This window comes from Burkholderia sp. 567 (assembly GCF_040545115.1).
Lineage (GTDB): Bacteria > Pseudomonadota > Gammaproteobacteria > Burkholderiales > Burkholderiaceae > Burkholderia > Burkholderia ambifaria.
Map to the genome: position 1 here is coordinate 271,992 of NZ_JBEPLG010000003.1, position 16,575 is coordinate 288,566.

General features: G+C 67.2%; 14 protein-coding genes. 4 read left to right on the plus strand and 10 right to left on the minus strand.

What is annotated here, in order from left to right; translation table 11 throughout:
- Window positions 1-4: 4 nt before the first annotated feature.
- The 5 genes from ABIC50_RS11695 to ABIC50_RS11715 form a co-directional block, all read right to left on the minus strand.
- Window positions 5-1,975 carry a beta-galactosidase gene (locus tag ABIC50_RS11695; protein ID WP_354164476.1) on the minus strand — a complete coding sequence of 657 codons (1,971 nt, stop codon included), beginning with the start codon at window positions 1,973-1,975 and terminating at the stop codon, window positions 5-7.
- 38 nt (window positions 1,976-2,013) lie between these two features.
- Window positions 2,014-2,865: a carbohydrate ABC transporter permease gene (locus ABIC50_RS11700; RefSeq protein ID WP_354163945.1), complete on the minus strand. Its 852-nt coding sequence runs from the start codon at window positions 2,863-2,865 to the stop codon at window positions 2,014-2,016.
- A gap of 11 nt (window positions 2,866-2,876) precedes the next feature.
- A complete protein-coding gene (locus ABIC50_RS11705) occupies window positions 2,877-3,794 on the minus strand; it encodes a carbohydrate ABC transporter permease (protein ID WP_354163947.1) in 918 nt (305 codons plus the stop codon).
- Between the two features lie 99 nt (window positions 3,795-3,893).
- Entirely contained in the window at window positions 3,894-5,132 is a 1,239-nt protein-coding gene (locus ABIC50_RS11710; protein ID WP_175715200.1) for an ABC transporter substrate-binding protein, read from the minus strand.
- A 63-nt stretch (window positions 5,133-5,195) separates the two neighbouring features.
- Window positions 5,196-6,350: an ABC transporter ATP-binding protein gene (locus tag ABIC50_RS11715; protein WP_354163949.1), complete on the minus strand. Its 1,155-nt coding sequence runs from the start codon at window positions 6,348-6,350 to the stop codon at window positions 5,196-5,198.
- A 235-nt stretch (window positions 6,351-6,585) separates the two neighbouring features.
- On the opposite strand from ABIC50_RS11715, the gene ABIC50_RS11720 reads away from it, so the two are divergent.
- Window positions 6,586-7,599 carry a LacI family DNA-binding transcriptional regulator gene (locus tag ABIC50_RS11720; RefSeq protein ID WP_354163950.1) on the plus strand — a complete coding sequence of 338 codons (1,014 nt, stop codon included), beginning with the start codon at window positions 6,586-6,588 and terminating at the stop codon, window positions 7,597-7,599.
- Window positions 7,600-7,728: 129 nt separating this feature from the next.
- Here the strand turns inward: ABIC50_RS11720 and ABIC50_RS11725 are convergent, their stop codons facing one another.
- Genes ABIC50_RS11725 through ABIC50_RS11735 form a run of 3 tightly spaced genes read right to left on the minus strand, consistent with a single transcriptional unit; the run spans window position 7,729 to window position 10,986 of the window.
- Window positions 7,729-8,913, minus strand: coding sequence for a porin (locus ABIC50_RS11725; RefSeq protein WP_011661193.1), 1,185 nt, complete (start codon window positions 8,911-8,913; stop codon window positions 7,729-7,731).
- Window positions 8,914-8,968: 55 nt separating this feature from the next.
- Entirely contained in the window at window positions 8,969-9,763 is a 795-nt protein-coding gene (locus tag ABIC50_RS11730) for an ABC transporter substrate-binding protein (RefSeq protein ID WP_354163952.1), read from the minus strand.
- Window positions 9,764-9,816: 53 nt separating this feature from the next.
- Window positions 9,817-10,986 (minus strand): M20 aminoacylase family protein, encoded by a 1,170-nt coding sequence (locus tag ABIC50_RS11735; protein WP_354163954.1) that lies wholly within the window; start codon window positions 10,984-10,986, stop codon window positions 9,817-9,819.
- Between the two features lie 155 nt (window positions 10,987-11,141).
- Here ABIC50_RS11735 and ABIC50_RS11740 point away from each other — a divergent pair, with 155 nt between their 5' ends.
- Complete coding sequence (locus ABIC50_RS11740) at window positions 11,142-12,104, plus strand: LysR substrate-binding domain-containing protein (RefSeq protein WP_011661190.1); 963 nt, start codon at window positions 11,142-11,144, stop codon at window positions 12,102-12,104.
- 103 nt (window positions 12,105-12,207) lie between these two features.
- Here the strand turns inward: ABIC50_RS11740 and ABIC50_RS11745 are convergent, their stop codons facing one another.
- Together ABIC50_RS11745 and pdxR are read right to left on the minus strand one after the other, a co-directional pair.
- Window positions 12,208-12,675, minus strand: a complete 468-nt coding sequence (locus ABIC50_RS11745) for an antibiotic biosynthesis monooxygenase family protein (protein ID WP_011661189.1) — start codon at window positions 12,673-12,675, stop codon at window positions 12,208-12,210.
- Window positions 12,676-12,866: 191 nt separating this feature from the next.
- Entirely contained in the window at window positions 12,867-14,315 is a 1,449-nt protein-coding gene (gene pdxR / locus ABIC50_RS11750; protein ID WP_158380554.1) for a MocR-like pyridoxine biosynthesis transcription factor PdxR, read from the minus strand.
- Window positions 14,316-14,704: 389 nt separating this feature from the next.
- Between pdxR and ABIC50_RS11755 the strand changes: the two genes are divergently transcribed.
- Both ABIC50_RS11755 and ABIC50_RS11760 read left to right on the plus strand, forming a co-directional pair.
- Entirely contained in the window at window positions 14,705-14,827 is a 123-nt protein-coding gene (locus ABIC50_RS11755) for a hypothetical protein (protein ID WP_279607327.1), read from the plus strand.
- A gap of 93 nt (window positions 14,828-14,920) precedes the next feature.
- The gene (locus ABIC50_RS11760) at window positions 14,921-16,369 is read left to right on the plus strand and encodes an amidase (RefSeq protein ID WP_354163956.1); all 1,449 of its coding nucleotides are present in this window, start codon (window positions 14,921-14,923) and stop codon (window positions 16,367-16,369) included.
- Window positions 16,370-16,575: the final 206 nt, after the last annotated feature.

A 16,575-nucleotide genomic window follows, 5' to 3' on the forward strand; every position in this document is an offset into this window, starting at 1 on the left:
CGCGTCAGTCCGGCCCGACCCATGCGGCGACGTCGACCGCGCCGAGTTCGGGGCCGCCGAGCACGAAGCGCGCACCGTCCGGCGCGGGCAGCGTGCACGCGGTATCGCTGTAGTTGAACGCGAACACGACGCGCCCGCGCCGACACAAGCGCACGCCGTCAGGCAGTTCGCGCACCGGCAGTCCGGCGTCGCGCGCGCAGCGGGCGACGATCGCGCGCAACAGCGCGGGATCGAAGCACGCAGTCGCCATCGTCACCTGGCCGTGCCGCACGAGCGCGGGCACGCCGTCGTCGCAGGCAGCGAGCACGTCGATGGTGCTGCTCGCGTCGAGGTCAATGTGATCGCGCCATTTCAGCGCATGGCCGTCGACACCGTCGAACGCGACGCGCGGCGCGAGCGACGGCCGCAGCGACTCGACCTGCGCGATCCGCACCGGCAGCACGTCGCGCAGCTTGCCCGGCGCGAGGCCCGGCACGATCGCGAACTCGGCGGTGCGCGACCCGGTGCGCGGCCCGAACAGCCAGTGCGCGTTCCCGCGCGCGGCCTGCTCGACGACGCGATCCGGCACGACCGGCAGTGTCGGCGCGACGACGAGCGCATAGCGCGACACGTCGGCATCGGCCGCGACGATATCGACGTCGAGCCCCAGTTCGCGCAGCGCGCGATACCAGTCGAACGTGTGCTGCTGATAGTCGAAACCGGCGCCGTGCGGCTGGATCCGGATCATCCAGTCGGCCGTGTAATCGAACAGCAGCGCGACGCGGGCCGGCTCGCGCGCGCCGGCGACGAGCGCGGGATCCCGCGCGGCCAGCTCGCGTGCGACACGCGCCACTTCACGGCCGCCCGGCGACAACTGGTCGTCCGGTGCGTTGAGCCCCGAGTGCAGCTGCTCCTGCGCATGCGGATACTGCCGCCAGCGGAAATACGACACGAGCTCCGCGCCGTGCGCGAACGCTTCCCATGTCCACAGCCGCACCGCGCCGGCGTGCGGCACCGGGTTGTACGGCCCCCAGTTGACGGGCCCCGCCTGTTGCTCCATCACCCACATTCGGCCGTTGCCGACACCGCGATACAGGTCGTGCGAGAACGCCGACACGTCGGGATGGCCGGTGCGCGCCCAACGCCGCTTGTCGGCTTCGTCGAGCGGCAGCACTTCGGTGCGCGGCACCGGGTAGCTGTCCCACGCGGCGACATCGAGGCCGCCGCGGGCGAACGCGTAGTGATCGAACTCGGTGAAAAATCCCATGAAGTTGTGCAGCACGTCGCGGCCCGGCGCGTGCGGACGGATCGCATCGACTTGCGCCGCATGGAATCGCGCGACTTCGTCCGACTGATAGCGCCGGAAGTCGAGCAGGTGCGCGGGGTTCGCGTCGGTCGGCGTATGGCGTGGCAGCTCGATCTCGTCGAAGCCGCGATATTCCATGCTCCAGAACACGTTGCCCCACGCGCGGTTCAGCGCGCCGATGTCGCCGTAGCGCACGGCGAGCCACGCGCGAAAGCCTTCGAGCGCCGCACGCGTATAGCTCGGCAGCGTGTTGTGACAGCCGAGCTCGTTGTCGGTCTGCCACGCGATCACGGCCGGATGCGCGCCGTAGCGCCGCGCCATCGCGTCCGCGATGCGCACACAGTGCTCGCGATACACGGGGCTCGCGATGTCGTAATGGCGACGCGAACCGAATTGCCACACCGCGCCGTCCGCGCCGACCGGCAGAATCTCCGGATGGCGATCGACGAGCCATTTCGGCGGCGACGCGGTCGGCGTGCCGAGTATGACCTTCAACTGGCGGCTCGCGAGCGTGTCGATCGCTTCGTCGAGCCATGCCCAGTCGTAGCGGCCGGGCTCCGGCTCCATCCGGCTCCACGCGAATTCGGCGATCCGCACGCGGGTCAGGCCCAGTTCGGCCATCCGCCGCGCATCACGCGCCCATTGTTCGCGCGGCCAGTGTTCGGGGTAGTAGCAAACGCCGAGGTGCATCGTGGATTCCTTGCTGGAGAGTGGAAGGTGGGAGGCCATCAGCCTTTCGTCGCGCCGAACGTGAGCCCCGCGACGAAGTGCTTCTGCATCGCGAAGAACATCAGCACCGACGGCAGCGCGGCCAGCACCGAGCCGGCCGACACGATGTTCCAGGCGGTCGTCCACTGCCCCTTGAGCGCGGCGACGCCGACGGTGATCGGCGCCGCGTCGTCGCCTTGCGTGAGGCACAGCGCCCAGAAGTAGTCGTTCCACACGAACGTGAACACGAGGATCGCGAGCGCCGCGAGCGCCGGCCGCACGAGCGGCAGCACGACGCGCCAGTAGATCGCCCACTCCGACGCGCCTTCGACGCGCGCGGCCTCGATCAGCTCGAACGGCAGCTCGCGGATGAAGTTGCGCAGGAACAGCGTGCAGAAGCCGGTCTGGAACGCGGTATGGAACAGCACCAGCGCCCATACGGTGTTGTACAGGCCGACGCCGAGCATGATCTGCCGCACCGGGATCATCAGGATCTGGATCGGCACGAAGTTGCCCGCGACGAACAGCCCGAGCAGCACGATATTGCCGCGGAACCGGTAGTTCGCGAGCGCGTGCCCGGCGAGCGACGCGAGCAGGATCGACGCGGCGACCGACGGCACCGTGATCAGGATGCTGTTCGCGAAGTAATGCAGCATCGGCGTCTGCGTGAGCGCGCTGCCGTAGTTCTCGACCAGCGCGAACTGCTTCGGCCAGTCCCAGTAATGACCGGCCATGATCTCGTCGGTCGAGCGGATCGACGTGACGAGCACCGCGAGCAGCGGCACGAGCCACAGCGCGAGCGCGCACGGCAGCGACAGCCGGTACAGCAAGCGGGCGGGACGTCCCCAGCGGGACATGGGCATCGGATACATTTTGGTTATCCTTATGATTCGACGCGCACCAGCTTGCGCAGCTGCCACACGATATAGACGAGCATGATCGCGAACAGCACGACCGCGATCGCGGCCGAATAGCCTTCGCGGTAATACTTGATCGCCTGGTCGACCATGAAGTACGCGAGCACGGTCGAGCTGTCGAACGGGCCGCCGCCCGTCATCACCGAGATCAGATCGAAGCTGCGCAGCGCGCCGATCACCGTCAGCACCACCGCCATGAAGGTCGCGGGCCGCAACTGCGGCAGGATCACGTGCCACAGCAGCGTGAAGCCGCGCGCGCCTTCCATCCGCGCCGCCTCCACGATCTCGCCGTTGATGCCCGTGAGCCCGGTCAGGTACAGGATCATGCAGAACGGAATCTGCGGCCACAGCGCGGCGACGATCACGCCGTAGGTCGCATAGCGCGGATCGCCGAGCACCGGGATTCCGTGCCCGACGATCAGCTTCAGCAGCCCGAACGTCGGGTCGTAGAACCACGAGAACACCAGGCCGACGACGACGCCCGGCAACACGAACGGCGCGAAGAACAGCGACTTCACGAGCCGGATTCCGTAGACGTTCTGGTTCAGGTACAGCGCGAGCGCGAGGCCGAGCGGCGGCGCGGCGAGAAACAGCACGAGCCACAGCACGTTGTTCTTCAGCGCGACATAGAACGTGTCGGACTGCAGCAGCTCGCGATAATTGTCGAGCCCCGCGTACGTCATCGGCGTCATCCCGTCCCAGTGATGGAAGCTCAGCCAGATGCTGCTGACGATCGGATACAAGACGAACACGGTGAACAGCGCGAACCCCGGCAGCACGAACAGCAGCGCCGCGCGGTTGCGCCGGCGCGCGAGCGACGCGCGCGCATGCCGCTCGTGGCCGGCTTCGCGGCGCGCGGCGCTTTCGGACAGGCTGGTTGACATTGTTGTGACCTTCGACGAAACGAACGAAACGAGACGAACCGGGCGTGACGGTGACGACGCGACGCCGAACCAGCATGGCCGGCTCGGCCGCGTGCCTCGTTACTTCCGGTAGATGCGCTTGCGGGTCTGCTCGAGGCGCTGCAGGATCGCATCGAGCTGCGTCGGATCGGACAGGAACTGCTGCATCGCCTTCATCCCCTCGTCGGCCATTTCCTTCGTCATGTCGCGGTCGTAGAACTGCGCGATGCCGCCGGGCGTCGTCGCGAGCGTGCGGAAGCCGATCTTCGAGATCGGGTCCTGCGGCTCGGGCGCCTTGTTGTTCGACGGCAGCTGGCCCATCCCCTTCGCGAACTCGCCGCTGACCGCCGGTTGCCCCATGAACGCGAGCAGGCGACGCGCGTCCGTCTTGTTGTGCGCCTTCGCCGGCACGATCAGCACGTTGACCGGACCGTCCTCCGCGAGCGGCACCGACGCGTCGATCACCGGGAAGCGGAAGAAGCTGATCGGGTTGCGCGTCGCGCTCAGCAGGCCCGCCGAATACCAGGTGCCCATCAGCGTCATCGCGGCCTGGCCGTTGACGATCAGCGGGCTCAGCGAATCGACGTCGTAGGACAGCGCGTTGTCGATGAAATACTTGTCGTCGATCAGCTTCTTCCAGGCCGCGTACACGGCACGCACGCGCGGGTCGGTATAGGCGACGTCGCCGGCCATCAGCTTCTGGTGGAATGCATAGCCGTTGATCCGAAGGTCGAGGTAGTCGAACCACGCGGCGAGCGTCCACGCGTCGCGCGCGGCCACCGCGATCGGCGCGATGCCGGCCGCCTTCAGCTTGCGGCACGCATCGAGAAACTGCGTCCAGTCCGCCGGCTCGCCGTGAATGCCCGCCTTCTCGAACAGGTCCTTGCGGTAGAAGAGCCCATACGCGTCATAGCCGAGCGGCAAACTGTAGAGCTTGCCGCCGTAGGTCGACGACTGCTTCACGGCCGCATACGTGTCGTTCCAGCCGTTCTTCTGCCAGTCCGCGCTCAGGTCCTCGATCAGCCCGCGCTTCGCGAAATACGCGAGCCGCTCGCCGTTGTTCCAGCTCAGCACGTCGGGCGGATCGGTCGCGAGCCAGCCGGACATCTGCACCTTGTATGCCTCCTCGCCGACGTAGCTGACCTTCAGGTCGATGTCCGGATTCGCCTTGTGGAACTGGTCGAACACCGCTTGCCACGTCGCGCGCTGGTTGCCGCGCGCGGCGACGTTCACCTTCAGCGTGCCCGCGTCGGCCGTCCCCGCGGCGAACGCCGCGGCAGTCGTCAGGGCAAGCAGCAGTCGGCTCGCACGAAGTCTCATCGTTGTCTCCTGGTATTGGTGTGATGGGTGCCGCGCCGCGCGCGGCGGATCGGCGCCGCGCCGCTATGCGAATGCCGCTTCGGCGTGGATGGCCGGCAATGCGATGCCGGCTTCGTCGAACAGGTGGCAGCACGACGGCGGCACGCTGAACGCATGACGCTCGCCGCGCCGCAGCGCAGCCTGGCCCGGCAGTTTCGCGAGCAGCGGCACGCCGCCGGGCTGATCGAGATGCACGTACGCGGCTTCGCCCAGTTGCTCGACGAGCGCGACGTCGCGCACGATCGCCGGCAGGCCGGCCTCGCCGGACCCCGCGACCGTCAGATGTTCGGGACGAATCCCGAGCGTCACGCGCGCGCCGCTACCGACGTGGCGCGGCAACGGACGATCGCGCAGCGTCAGCGTTTCGCCGGTGCCGTCCAGGCGCAGCCGGCAGCCGTGCGCATCGCCCGCCTCGACCACCGCCGGCAGGAAGTTCATCCGCGGCGAGCCGATGAAGCCCGCGACGAAGCGGTTGGCCGGCCGGTGATACAACTCGAGCGGCGCGCCGGCCTGCGCGATGCTGCCGAAGCGCGCGACGTCGTCGCCCGCGTGCAGCAGCACGATCCGGTCGGCCAGCGTCATCGCCTCGATCTGGTCGTGCGTCACGTAGACGGAGCTCGATTGCGTGAAGCGCGCGTGCAGGCGGGCGATCTCGACGCGCGTCTGGCCGCGCAGCGTCGCATCGAGATTCGACAGCGGCTCGTCGAACAGGAACGCGCGCGGCTCGCGCACGATCGCACGGCCGATCGCGACGCGCTGCCGCTGCCCGCCCGACAGCGCCTTCGGCTTGCGATCGAGCAGTGCGTCGAGCTGCAGCACGCGCGCGGCCTCGGTCACGCGTCGGCGGATCTCGTCCTTCGGTGTGCCGGCGATGCGCAGCCCGAAACCGATGTTCTCGAACACCGTCATGTGCGGAAACAGCGCATAGCTCTGGAACACCATCGCGACGCCGCGCTCGGCAGGCGGCGTGTCGTTCATGCGCGCGCCGCCGATCCGCAGCTCGCCTTCGGTCACGTCCTCGAGCCCGGCGATCATCCGCAACAACGTGGATTTGCCGCAGCCCGACGGACCGAGAAACACGCAGAACTCGTGCGAGGCAATCTCGAGGTTCACGTCGCGCAGCACCGGCGCATGGTCGCCGTAGCGCTTCGAGACATCCTTCAATGAAATGGCGGTCATCGCGATCTCCTCTCCTCGGTCAGGCGCTTCGGAGCGAAAAATTTAACCGCTTAAATTTCGGTGGCGCAGTTCGCGCGGTTCGCCGTACCATGTCGTCTCCTTCATCTGTTGTGTCGAGAAATTAGCGTATCGCCTGTCCCTGTGCAACTTGTGGGACGCACTCCCAGAATATGAGCAGACACTCCCCCGCTTCACTTCCATCGCGTAGCGCTGCCCGACCGGCCGCAGGTCGCGCATGGTGACGCTCGCGCAAGTCGCGCGGCGCGCGAACGTCACCGCCGCAACCGTCTCCAACGTGTTGCGCAATCCGCAGAAGGTGAAGCCGGCAACCGTCGAACGCGTTATGGCGGCGATCCGTGAACTCGGCTATCGGCCGAATCTCACCGCGCGGGCGCTTGCCGAAGGCCGCACGTCGACGCTCGCGCTGATGCTGTCGAACATCACGAACCCGTTCTATCCGGAGTTCGTGCTGGCTGCCGAGCGGGAGGCGCGCAAGCGCGGCCATTACCTGCTCGTGTCCAATACCGACGACGATCCTGCGATCACGCGCAACTACCTCGAGCGGATCGCGGGGACGCTCGCGGCCGGCGCGATCGTGATGAACACCGATCTCGCCGAAGCCGAACTCGCCGATATCGCGCGTCACGGCGCATCGATCGTGCTGTGCATGTGGGAGCACGTGCATGCATCGCGCACGCTGCCGTGCGTGACCGTCGATTTCGCGGCGGCGGGCGCGCTGGCAGCCGCGCATCTTTCCGGGTTGCGGCATCGCGCGTTCGGCGCGCTCGTCGGCAAGGGCTCGGGCGGCCCGCAGTCGGTGCGGCTGCGCGGCTTCGCCGACGAACTCGCGGCACGCGGCCATCCGGCGGATGCGCTGATGACCGTGTCGGCGCACGATTCGATCGAAGGCGGCTACGAAGCGGCCGCCGCGCTGCTGCGCGAGAAGCCCGGCCTCACCGCGCTGTTCGCGACCAACGACCTGATGGCGATCGGCGCGATGCAGGCGGCCGCCGATCTCGGCCTGCGGGTGCCGGCCGATCTGTCGGTGGTCGGCATGACCGATATCCAGCTCGCCCACCAGTTCCGCCCCGCGCTGACGACGGTGCGGTTCCCGACGTCGCAGATCGCCGCGCGGGCGATCGCGCTGACGCTCGACATGATCGACGGGATCGAACCGGCCGCGGCCGTGCATACGATCGGTGCGCCGGAGCTTGTGGTGCGGGAGTCGACGGGGGTGGTGAGGGGGTGACGCAGCCGGCCCGCCGGGACGTGCCATTGCGTATTGCCATCCGGAACTCGGCGTCGGGCGACGCAGTCCAGCCGGCATGAACACGGGGCGGCGGCAACGCGCCGCCGCCCCGCTTCCCGCCCAATCCGCTCAGAACTTGTGACGGATCCCCGCATGCACCATCACTTGCTTGGACGTCGACGACAGATCGGCCGCGCCGGGGATAACCGCCTGATCGAGCGACGAGCCGGTCGCGTCGCCGGCAACCCGCTGGTACGCACCCATCAGGTACACGTCGGTGCGCTTCGACAGGTTGTAGTCGGCCATCAGCCCGATCGAATGGATCTTCGGTTTCGCGCTGCCCGTGGTCGCGTCGTAGCGCACGGTCGTATACACATACTGCGCGCCCACGAAGAACGCCGGCGTGAACTGATACTTGCCGTTCACTTCGAAGTTCTGGTACTTGATCGCCGTGACCGTGCCGCCCGCGAGCGGCCCCGCGACGGGTTCGATCGTCTCGTCGCCGAACAGGTAGCCGACGTTCGCGGTCGGCCGCGTGACGTTGCTGTTCGTGTACGCGAAGCCGAGCGTCGCAGGCCCGGCCGTGTAGTTGATACCGGCCCCGAAGATCCGCAGCCGCGCGGACGCGAAGTTCGCATCCGCCCCGACCGACCCCGAACCCGCGATCGCACCGCCGGCCGTCGCGCCCGGATTGTCGGCATTCAGGAATGCCGCGCCGACCAGCAGGCCGCCCTGCTCGTACTGCGCGCCGACGCTCCACTGCCGGTTGTTCGCGAACCCGGTGTCGTTGCTGAAGCTGTACGTGCCGCCAAACGAGAAACCGGCAAAATCCGGGCTCGCATACTTGACCGTGTTGTTCACGCGGAACGTGTTGCCGGTGTTGTCGTTGTCGAGCGGATGCGAGAACGGATAGACGCCCCAGCTGCCGTTCGCGGTCGTCGGCGCGAGATAGTCGACGACCGAGTCATATTGGCGGCCCAGCGTCAGCGTGCCGAAGCGCGTGTTGCCGAGCCCGACGTAAGCCTGCCGCCCGAACATGCGGCCGCCCTGCGCGAGCGTGCCGCTGTTCACGTTGAAGCCGTTCTCGATCTGGAACAGCGCGCTGTAGCCGCCGCCGAGATCCTCGGTGCCCTTCAGCCCCCAGCGGCTGCCTTGCGCGAAGCCGCTCGCCATCTGCCACGCACTGTGGCCGCCTACATTGTTCGTATAGTCGATGCCGGCATCGACCAGCCCGTACAGTGTGACGCTGCCTTGTGCAAAGGCCGGCGCCGCACAGAGCGCCGGCATCGCGACGAAAATCAATCTCCAGTTCATTCGTTTTCCTTATTGATATGTTGATTCCAAGCCGCACGTCGAGGTGCGGCCAGGCTTACTTCGTGCCGTAGATGTCGAAGTCGAAATACTTCTTGTTGATCTTCTGATACGTACCGTTCGCGAGGATCGTCGCGAGTGCGCGGTTGAACGCGTCGCGCAGGTCGGTGTCCTGCTTGCGCAGGCCGAGGCCGTCGCCCTGCCCGAAGTACTTCGCGTCGTCGATCGCCGCACCGACGAACATGAAGTCCTTGCCCTGCGGCTTCTTCAGGAAGCCGTCGCTGGCCGCGATCGACGCCTGGAACGCCGCGTCGAGCCGGCCCGTCACGAGATCGGCGTACACCTGGTCCTGGTTCTGGTACGACTCGATCTGCACGCCGGCCGGCTGCCAGTTCGCGATCGCATAGTCGGCCTGCGCGGAGCCCTGCTCGACGCCGACCCGCTTGCCCTTCAGCGACGCGGCCGTCGGCAGCAGCGGCGAGCCTTTGCGCGCGATCAGCCGCGCCGGCGCGTTCGAGATCCGGTTCGTGAACGCGATCTGCTGCATCCGTTTCGGCGTGATCGTCATCGACGACGCGATCACGTCGAATTTGCGCGCGAGCAGCCCCGGAATCATCCCGTCGAAACTCGACTCGACCCACACGCAGCGCGCACGCAGCTCCGCGCACAACGCGTTCGTGATGTCGATCCCGAACCCAGTCAGCGTGCCGTCGGGCAGCTTGTATTCGAGCGGCGGGTAGGTCGGATCGACCGCGAGGCGGATCTCCTTGCCGGTCCAGTCGCCCGCCTGCGCGGCCCCTGCCATCGTCGTCGCCGTCAGCGCCACCGCGAGCGCCGCCATCCACTGTTTCATTGCCCGTCTCCTTGCTTCCGTTGTTGAAGGTGAATCGAATCCGTGTGTTCGCGTCACGCGAGATAGCGCTCGGCGAGCGCGATCCAGTAGCTCGCGCCGGTCGCGAGGCACGCGTCGTTGAAGTCGTAGCCCGGATTGTGCAGCCCGCAGCCGGCCGCGCCGTCGCCGTTGCCGATCGACAGGTAGCTGCCCGGGCACGCGTCGAGCATGAACGCGAAATCCTCGCTCGCCGCGATCGGCCGCAGATGCGGAATCAGCGCGTCGTCGCCACCCCATTCGCGCGCCACGTCACGGGCGAACGCCGTTTCCGCCGCGTGATTGACGAGCACCGGATAGCCGTGGCGATAGTCGATCTCGGCCGTCGCGCCATAGCTGTCGGCCTGACCTTGCACGATCGCGCGAATGCGCCGCTCCAGCAGCGCGCGCACGTCCGGTGACAGCGCACGTACGCTCAGTTCGAGATCCGCATGCGGCGGAATCACGTTCGATGCGGTGCCCGCGTGGATCGAGCCCGTCGAGACGATCGCCAGCTCCTGCGGATTCACGTTGCGCGACACGACCGTCTGCAGCGCCATCACGATCGATGCGCACACGACCACCGGATCGATCGTCGTGTGCGGCGCTGCGCCATGGCCGCCGCGCCCGATCACCCGCACGCGCACTTCGTCGGCCGACGCCATCGCCGGGCCGTCGCAGAAGCCGAGCACGCCGGCCGGCAGCCCCGGCACGTTGTGCATCGCGAATACGGCATCGCACGGGAACTGCGTGAACAGTCCGTCGTCGAGCATCCGCTTCGCACCGCCGAGCCCTTCCTCCGCCGGCTGGAAAATCAGGTTCAGCGTGCCGCTGAAGCGCCCGCGCTCGGCCAGACACCGGGCCGCCGCGAGCAGCATCGCCGTGTGGCCGTCGTGGCCGCACGCGTGCATCACACCGTCGCGGCGGCTCGCATGCGGAAGCCCGGTCGTCTCGCGGATCGGCAACGCGTCCATGTCCGCGCGCAGCCCTAGCCGCTTGCCGGCGCCGCGCGTGAGCGTGCCGACCACGCCGGTGCCGCCCAGGCCGCGCGTGACCCGATAACCCCATGTTGTCAGGCAGTCGGCGACGAGCGCGCTCGTCGCCTCTTCTTCGAAACCGAGCTCAGGATGCGCGTGCAGCCGGTGGCGCAGCGCGATCATCTCGGTCTCGATGGCCGCCATTTCAGGCGGAATGCGTGCTCGATCCAAACCCTGATACTCCTCGATGCGTGCCGGTTGCCGATCGCCGGAATGGCAGATCGTGGCGAAATCGTAGGCAGCGAAAAAACCGGCGAACAGCCGCAGTTTCGTTATGATGACAACCTTTCGTTGTCGGGTATCGCGCCCTCAGCTCCATCAAAACCATGAGCACGATCAAGCTGCATCAGTTGCAGGCGCTCGTCGCGAGCGCGGAGGCCGGCAGCATCCGCGGCGCGGCGCGCACGCTCGGGCTGTCGCAGGCGGCCGTCACGCGCGCGCTGCGCGAGCTGGAGGCCAGCGAGCGCCTGCCGTTGCTGGTGCGCGCGCCGGAAGGCATCGGCTTCACCGAGTACGGGAAGACCCTGCTCACGCACGCGAAGCTCGTGCTCAAGCAACTGGAGCACGCGCAGAGCGATCTCGAGCGGATGCGCGGGCGCGTCGAGGGGCGGCTGAGCGTCGGCGTGACGCCGTGGCTGACGATGACGTTCCTCGCGGAAACCGTGCTGCGGTTTCGCGAACGTATGCCCGACGTGCGCCTCGAGCTGTATGAAGCGCTGATGGCCGTCGCGCAACCGCTGCTGCGCGACGGCAGCATGGATTTCGCGCTCGGCCACGTGCAGCCCGGCAGCGGCGCGCAGGAATTCGCATTCGAGCCGCTGCTGCGCTACGACACGTCGGTGATGGTGCGCGCCGGCCATCCGCGCGAGCGCGCGAAGTCGGTGCACGACCTGCTCGATTGTGACTGGGTGCTGAATTCGTCGCCCGACGGTCAGGCCGCGCTCGTCGACTATCTGTTCACGCGGCACGGTGCGCAGATCGACGAACGGCGCATCGTGCGCGCGCAGTCGGTCGCGATGCTGCAGACGATGCTCGAACAGGCCGGCATGTGCACGTGGTGCCCGACCATCCTCGCGGCCGTGCCGCCGTTCGGCGAGCGGATGCGCGTGCTGTCGCTGAAGGAAACCTTCGAGCCGAGCGAACTCGGCATCGTCACGCGTCGCAGCAGCACGCTGAGCGACGCCGCGCGCTGCTTCATCGACTGCCTGCTGCAGACGATCCGGCGGCATGCGCGCTCGGCGCGGAAGGAGGATCTCGCGCTGTTCCGCACGCTGACGCTGTTGATCTGACGGTGTACGGTGAGCCATGCGCGCAGGAAATGCACCGATCCGGCAGGCGCCGCACGCGGACCACATTGAAACCGGCCCGCAGTCTTCACCGAAACTTCGAGCGTCAGACGCCGACGTCCTTGTATAGCGCCGTGCTCGCCGTGTTTTCGGACGTCACGGGAAAGTTGAATCCGCATTGCCCGCACGGCTGTCCAAGCACTTCCTGCTCCCGCTCGAGCGGATACGGGCTGTCATCGGCGGTCCCGCAGCACGGGCAGACGCGGATGAGGCGCGTGTTCTTCAGCTCGAAATTGGTGATGATGTCTTCCATGATCGCGCCGGTGCGGACCGCCCATTCCTTCGCATGCTTGTGATACACGTTCGCATGCCAGTCGCGCAGCGCATCGAAGCTGGTCCAGAAGCTGACTTCGTTGAACCAGGCGGGATCGTCCGCATGCACCCACCACGTCAGGTGCATGAATCCGGGGACTTCCTTCAGGTGGTTGCGCACGTCCGCGAACACCATCTTGAACTTCTCGTAACCATCGGGGCTCGAGAAACGCACTCGCTGCATGCTCAGATAGACAGACATATTACGGGCTCCTGGTGATTGGATTGAAGGGCAGTCGCTCGTCGCTCGAACCGGCGTGTGCGGTTTGCGAGTGACGGACGGCCCAATATAGGCAGGCAAAAAAGCCCGCTGACGGTCCAAAGGCGGTGAATTCGAAGGAGCCAAGTCGAATGCCGGCCGGTGCCGCGGACGAAACCGGGCCGGCCCGCCGATCAGCCGCGCACCACGCGCGCCAGACGTTCGATGCCTTCGCGGATGAGCGCCTCTTCCATCGACGCATAGCCGAGCAGTAGTCCGGCCTTTCGGGGCGCGTGGAGGAAATACGGCGTCACCGGATAGATGCCGACGCCGGCCTGCGCGGCCGCGTCGATCAGCTTCGGAACGTCGCAGGACGTGCGCTTGTTGAGCCAGACCAGCGCATGGATGCCGGCGCTGATGCCCTGCACCGTGACGTGCTCGCCCAGGCATTCGTCCACCGCGCGCATGAACGCGGCACGCTTGCGGCCGCAGAGGCGCTTCTGCTCGACCAGGTAGCGGTCGAAATGGCCTTGCGAGATGAAGTCGCTCAGCGACGACTGCAACAGCAGCGGCGTCTGCCGGTCACAGACGTGTTTCGCGGCCAGCAGACTGGGCAGCAGGTGCCTCGGACTGACGATGTAGCCGATCCGAAGCGACGGGAAAAGCACCTTCGACATCGTCCCCACGTAGATGACACGGTCGCCGCTGTCCACGGCCTTGATCGACGCTTGCGGCCGCACGTCGTAGCGTAGCTCCGCGTCGTAGTCGTCCTCGACGACGAACGCATTGTGTTCGCCGGCCCAGTCGAGCAGTTCGCGGCGCCGCGTCGCGGAAAGGATCGCGCCGGTCGGAAACTGATGCGACGGCGTCACATAGACGGCCCGGCAGTGCGCGGAAGCGCCCGGTAACTTCGCGGTCTGCAGGCCGTCCTTGTCGACGGGCACCGCGATGATCCGTGCGCCGGCCGCGGCGAATGCTTCCCGCGCGCCTTCGAAATGCGGCTCCTCGATGACCACGCCGTCCTCCGGATCGATCAGCAGCCGCGCGATCAGGTCGAGCGCCTGCTGTGAACCGTTCGTGATGACGATATCGTCCGGCCGGCACTGGATTCCGCGGGCCCGCGCCAGATACTCGGCGATCTCGGTGCGCAGCGCCGGATAGCCGCCCGGATGGCCATAGCCGATATTGGATGTGGCGCTGACGGTCGCGCGCCGCGCGACGATCCGCGACCACTTCGAAAACGGAAAGTCGTCCGTCACCGGCAGGCCGTACCTGAAGTCGTATTTCAGCTCCGGCCGCTCGAGGATCGGCGACGGTTCGAGACTCCGCAGGCGTCTCGCGAAATGGGACAGCACCGGAGCGGGCGTCGCTGCATGCGTCGTGGGAGCTGCCGCTGCCGGCTTGCCGGCGAGGCGCTCCGCAACGACCGATCCAGCGCCGAAGCGGCTAACGATGCACCCTTCGTTCACAAGCTCGCTGTAAGCCGTCGTGACGGTGTTTCGGGAGACGCCGAGTTCTTTCGCCAGATCGCGCGTCGGCGGCAGTCGCGTGCCAGGTTGTGCCTTCGCGATCTCGATGCGCAACGCTCTAACCAGCTGGTCGACCAGCACCCCTTTGCCGTCCAGCGTGAACAGGACGCTCAAACTTTTTCTGCTTCGGCTTGATGGCTTCTCCACCGCTAGGGATCCTCTCGAACGCAAAGAAAGCGGCCGCGCTCGTCACGCCCGTCGTGTACCACGCGCTGCCGCCCGCCCGATCTTACTGCGCCGCAAACACTCGCCAAACACTCGGTTGCCCCTATGTCGCCGCGGCTCGCGATCGCGATTGTCGCGGCCCCGGCATCCCCCCGACTTGGCACCTTCGATCCACGCCGGCTTGGTCCCACAACGCCCGCTTTTGCCTGCTTATAGTGGTCTCGGACCGACGAAGCGGCCGGCGCACGCCTGCTCGATCGCCGGTGCCGACACATCGCCTGCCGGCGATCACTCACGTCACGACGACCCGATCGTCATCGCGTTCGAGCGGAGAAGCCATGTGGCTGGATAAAACAATCGACCGTCTTGCTGCAAGCGTCAAGGCCGTTTTCGTCGTTTACGGCGCGGCGCTCGTATGGCCCGCGCCGTACGAAACGCGGCCGGCGCGGCATCGACGATGAACCGACGGACGGCCGTGACGTGGTGATCCCGGGAGGCCGGCGGACGGCCTCGCGGTTCGCCCTGGCTATTCAATCTGACGACAGGACACCCCCATGATTTCCCTGGAAGAGTATGCACGGTATGACGGCCTGGGCCTGGCCGGGCTCGTCGCCAAAAAGGACGTCGCGCCGCAAGAGCTGCTGGACACCGCGTTCGCCGCCATCGACAAGGTCAACCCGGCCATCAACGCCGTGCTGCAGGTCCTGCGCGAGCAGGCAACCGGCACCGTGTCGGCCGGGATTCCCGCGGGCCCGTTCTCGGGCGTGCCGTTCCTGATCAAGGAAGCGGTGCTGCAGGCGAAGGACGTGAAGTGCGAGATGGGCTCCGGTCTCGCGAGAGGGCTCGTTGCACCGGCCGACTCCGAACTGATGACGCGATTCCGGCAATGCGGCCTCGTGCTGGCGGGCACGACGCAGACGTCGGAGTTCGCGTACAGCCCGTCGACAGAACCACGGCTGCACGGCGCGGTGCGCAACCCGTGGGATCTCACGCGTAGCGCCGGCGGCTCGAGCGGCGGTGCGGGCGCTGCCGTCGCCGCGGGCATCGTACCCGTCGCGCACGGCAACGACGGCGGCGGCTCGATCCGGATTCCGGCGTCGTGCAACGGGCTGGTCGGCCTCAAGCCGAGCCGCTTCCGGACGCCGTGGGGGCCGAACCACGGTGCGGAACTCGTATTCGGCGCAATCTCGGAGTTTGCGCTGACCCGCACGGTACGCGACGCGGCCGCCCTGCTCGATGCGGTGTCGGGCGCCGACGTCGGTGCGCCCGGACATCCGCTGCCGCAACTGGAGCCGTACGCCACCGCCATGACAAAACCGCCGCGGCCGCTGCGCATCGCGTGGTCGACGAAGACGGGATCCGGCGAGCTTCCCGACGCCGACTGCATGCAGGCCGTGCATCGGACCGTCCGCCTGCTCGAGGAACTCGGTCACATCGTGGTCGAGGATGCGCCCGTCTACGATTGGGAGCAGTTCCTCGATGCGACGCACGTCGTGTGGATGAGCTTCATCGCGGCCAGCGCGCAGCAGCTCGCGCTGGCGACCGGTCGCACGCCCGGCCCGCACAATCTCGAGGCCGCGACGCTCGCGTCGTACGAAGAAGGGAAAAACTTCAAGGCCACCGACCTGATCGGTGCGCTGGGCCAGCACAACGCGGTCTGCCGGCAGGTCGGCGCGTTCTTCGAAACCGTCGATGTCTTCCTGACGCCCACCCTGGCCAGGCTGCCCCGGCCGCTGGGCGAGCTGAACCAGGATCGCGCGGGCATCGCCGCGTTCGAATGGACGAAGCAGGTGTTCTCCTATATTCCGTTCACGCCGGTCTTCAACATCACGGGGCAACCGGCCATGTCGCTGCCGCTGCACGTGACGGAAAGCGGGCTGCCGGTCGGGGTGCACTTCGCCGGTCGCTACGGGCAGGAAGCCACGCTGCTGCAACTGGCCGCCCAGCTCGAACAGGCGCGTCCGTGGGCGACCCGGCGGCCGCCGGTGCATGTGGCGCGTTAGCGTTCGTGCAAAGCGCGATCGTGTCGATCGTGTAATGACAGCCGACGACAGGCGTCGTCGGCTTCGTTGTTTCCCCGGACCGATCGGTCATCCCGCTGGCCCGGCAACTCTCCTGATATCACCGGAAAGTAGTGGATCGAACCGGCATTTCCATCCAGATGCCGTTCTCCGAGGGTTTCCGCTGCGGTTCGAACGAACCGCGACAC

What these genes read in the sequence shown, in the direction of transcription:
- ABIC50_RS11745 (WP_011661189.1), bottom strand. Translation starts at nt 12,675, where the DNA reads ATGTCTGTCTATCTGAGCATGCAGCGAGTGCGTTTCTCGAGCCCCGAT.
- ABIC50_RS11755 (WP_279607327.1), top strand. Translation starts at nt 14,705, where the DNA reads ATGTGGCTGGATAAAACAATCGACCGTCTTGCTGCAAGCGTCAAGGCC.
- ABIC50_RS11720 (WP_354163950.1), top strand. Translation starts at nt 6,586, where the DNA reads ATGGTGACGCTCGCGCAAGTCGCGCGGCGCGCGAACGTCACCGCCGCA.
- ABIC50_RS11710 (WP_175715200.1), bottom strand. Translation starts at nt 5,132, where the DNA reads ATGAGACTTCGTGCGAGCCGACTGCTGCTTGCCCTGACGACTGCCGCG.
- ABIC50_RS11700 (WP_354163945.1), bottom strand. Translation starts at nt 2,865, where the DNA reads ATGTATCCGATGCCCATGTCCCGCTGGGGACGTCCCGCCCGCTTGCTG.
- ABIC50_RS11760 (WP_354163956.1), top strand. Translation starts at nt 14,921, where the DNA reads ATGATTTCCCTGGAAGAGTATGCACGGTATGACGGCCTGGGCCTGGCC.
- ABIC50_RS11715 (WP_354163949.1), bottom strand. Translation starts at nt 6,350, where the DNA reads ATGACCGCCATTTCATTGAAGGATGTCTCGAAGCGCTACGGCGACCAT.
- ABIC50_RS11725 (WP_011661193.1), bottom strand. Translation starts at nt 8,913, where the DNA reads ATGAACTGGAGATTGATTTTCGTCGCGATGCCGGCGCTCTGTGCGGCG.
- ABIC50_RS11730 (WP_354163952.1), bottom strand. Translation starts at nt 9,763, where the DNA reads ATGAAACAGTGGATGGCGGCGCTCGCGGTGGCGCTGACGGCGACGACG.
- ABIC50_RS11740 (WP_011661190.1), top strand. Translation starts at nt 11,142, where the DNA reads ATGAGCACGATCAAGCTGCATCAGTTGCAGGCGCTCGTCGCGAGCGCG.
- ABIC50_RS11705 (WP_354163947.1), bottom strand. Translation starts at nt 3,794, where the DNA reads ATGTCAACCAGCCTGTCCGAAAGCGCCGCGCGCCGCGAAGCCGGCCAC.
- ABIC50_RS11695 (WP_354164476.1), bottom strand. Translation starts at nt 1,975, where the DNA reads ATGCACCTCGGCGTTTGCTACTACCCCGAACACTGGCCGCGCGAACAA.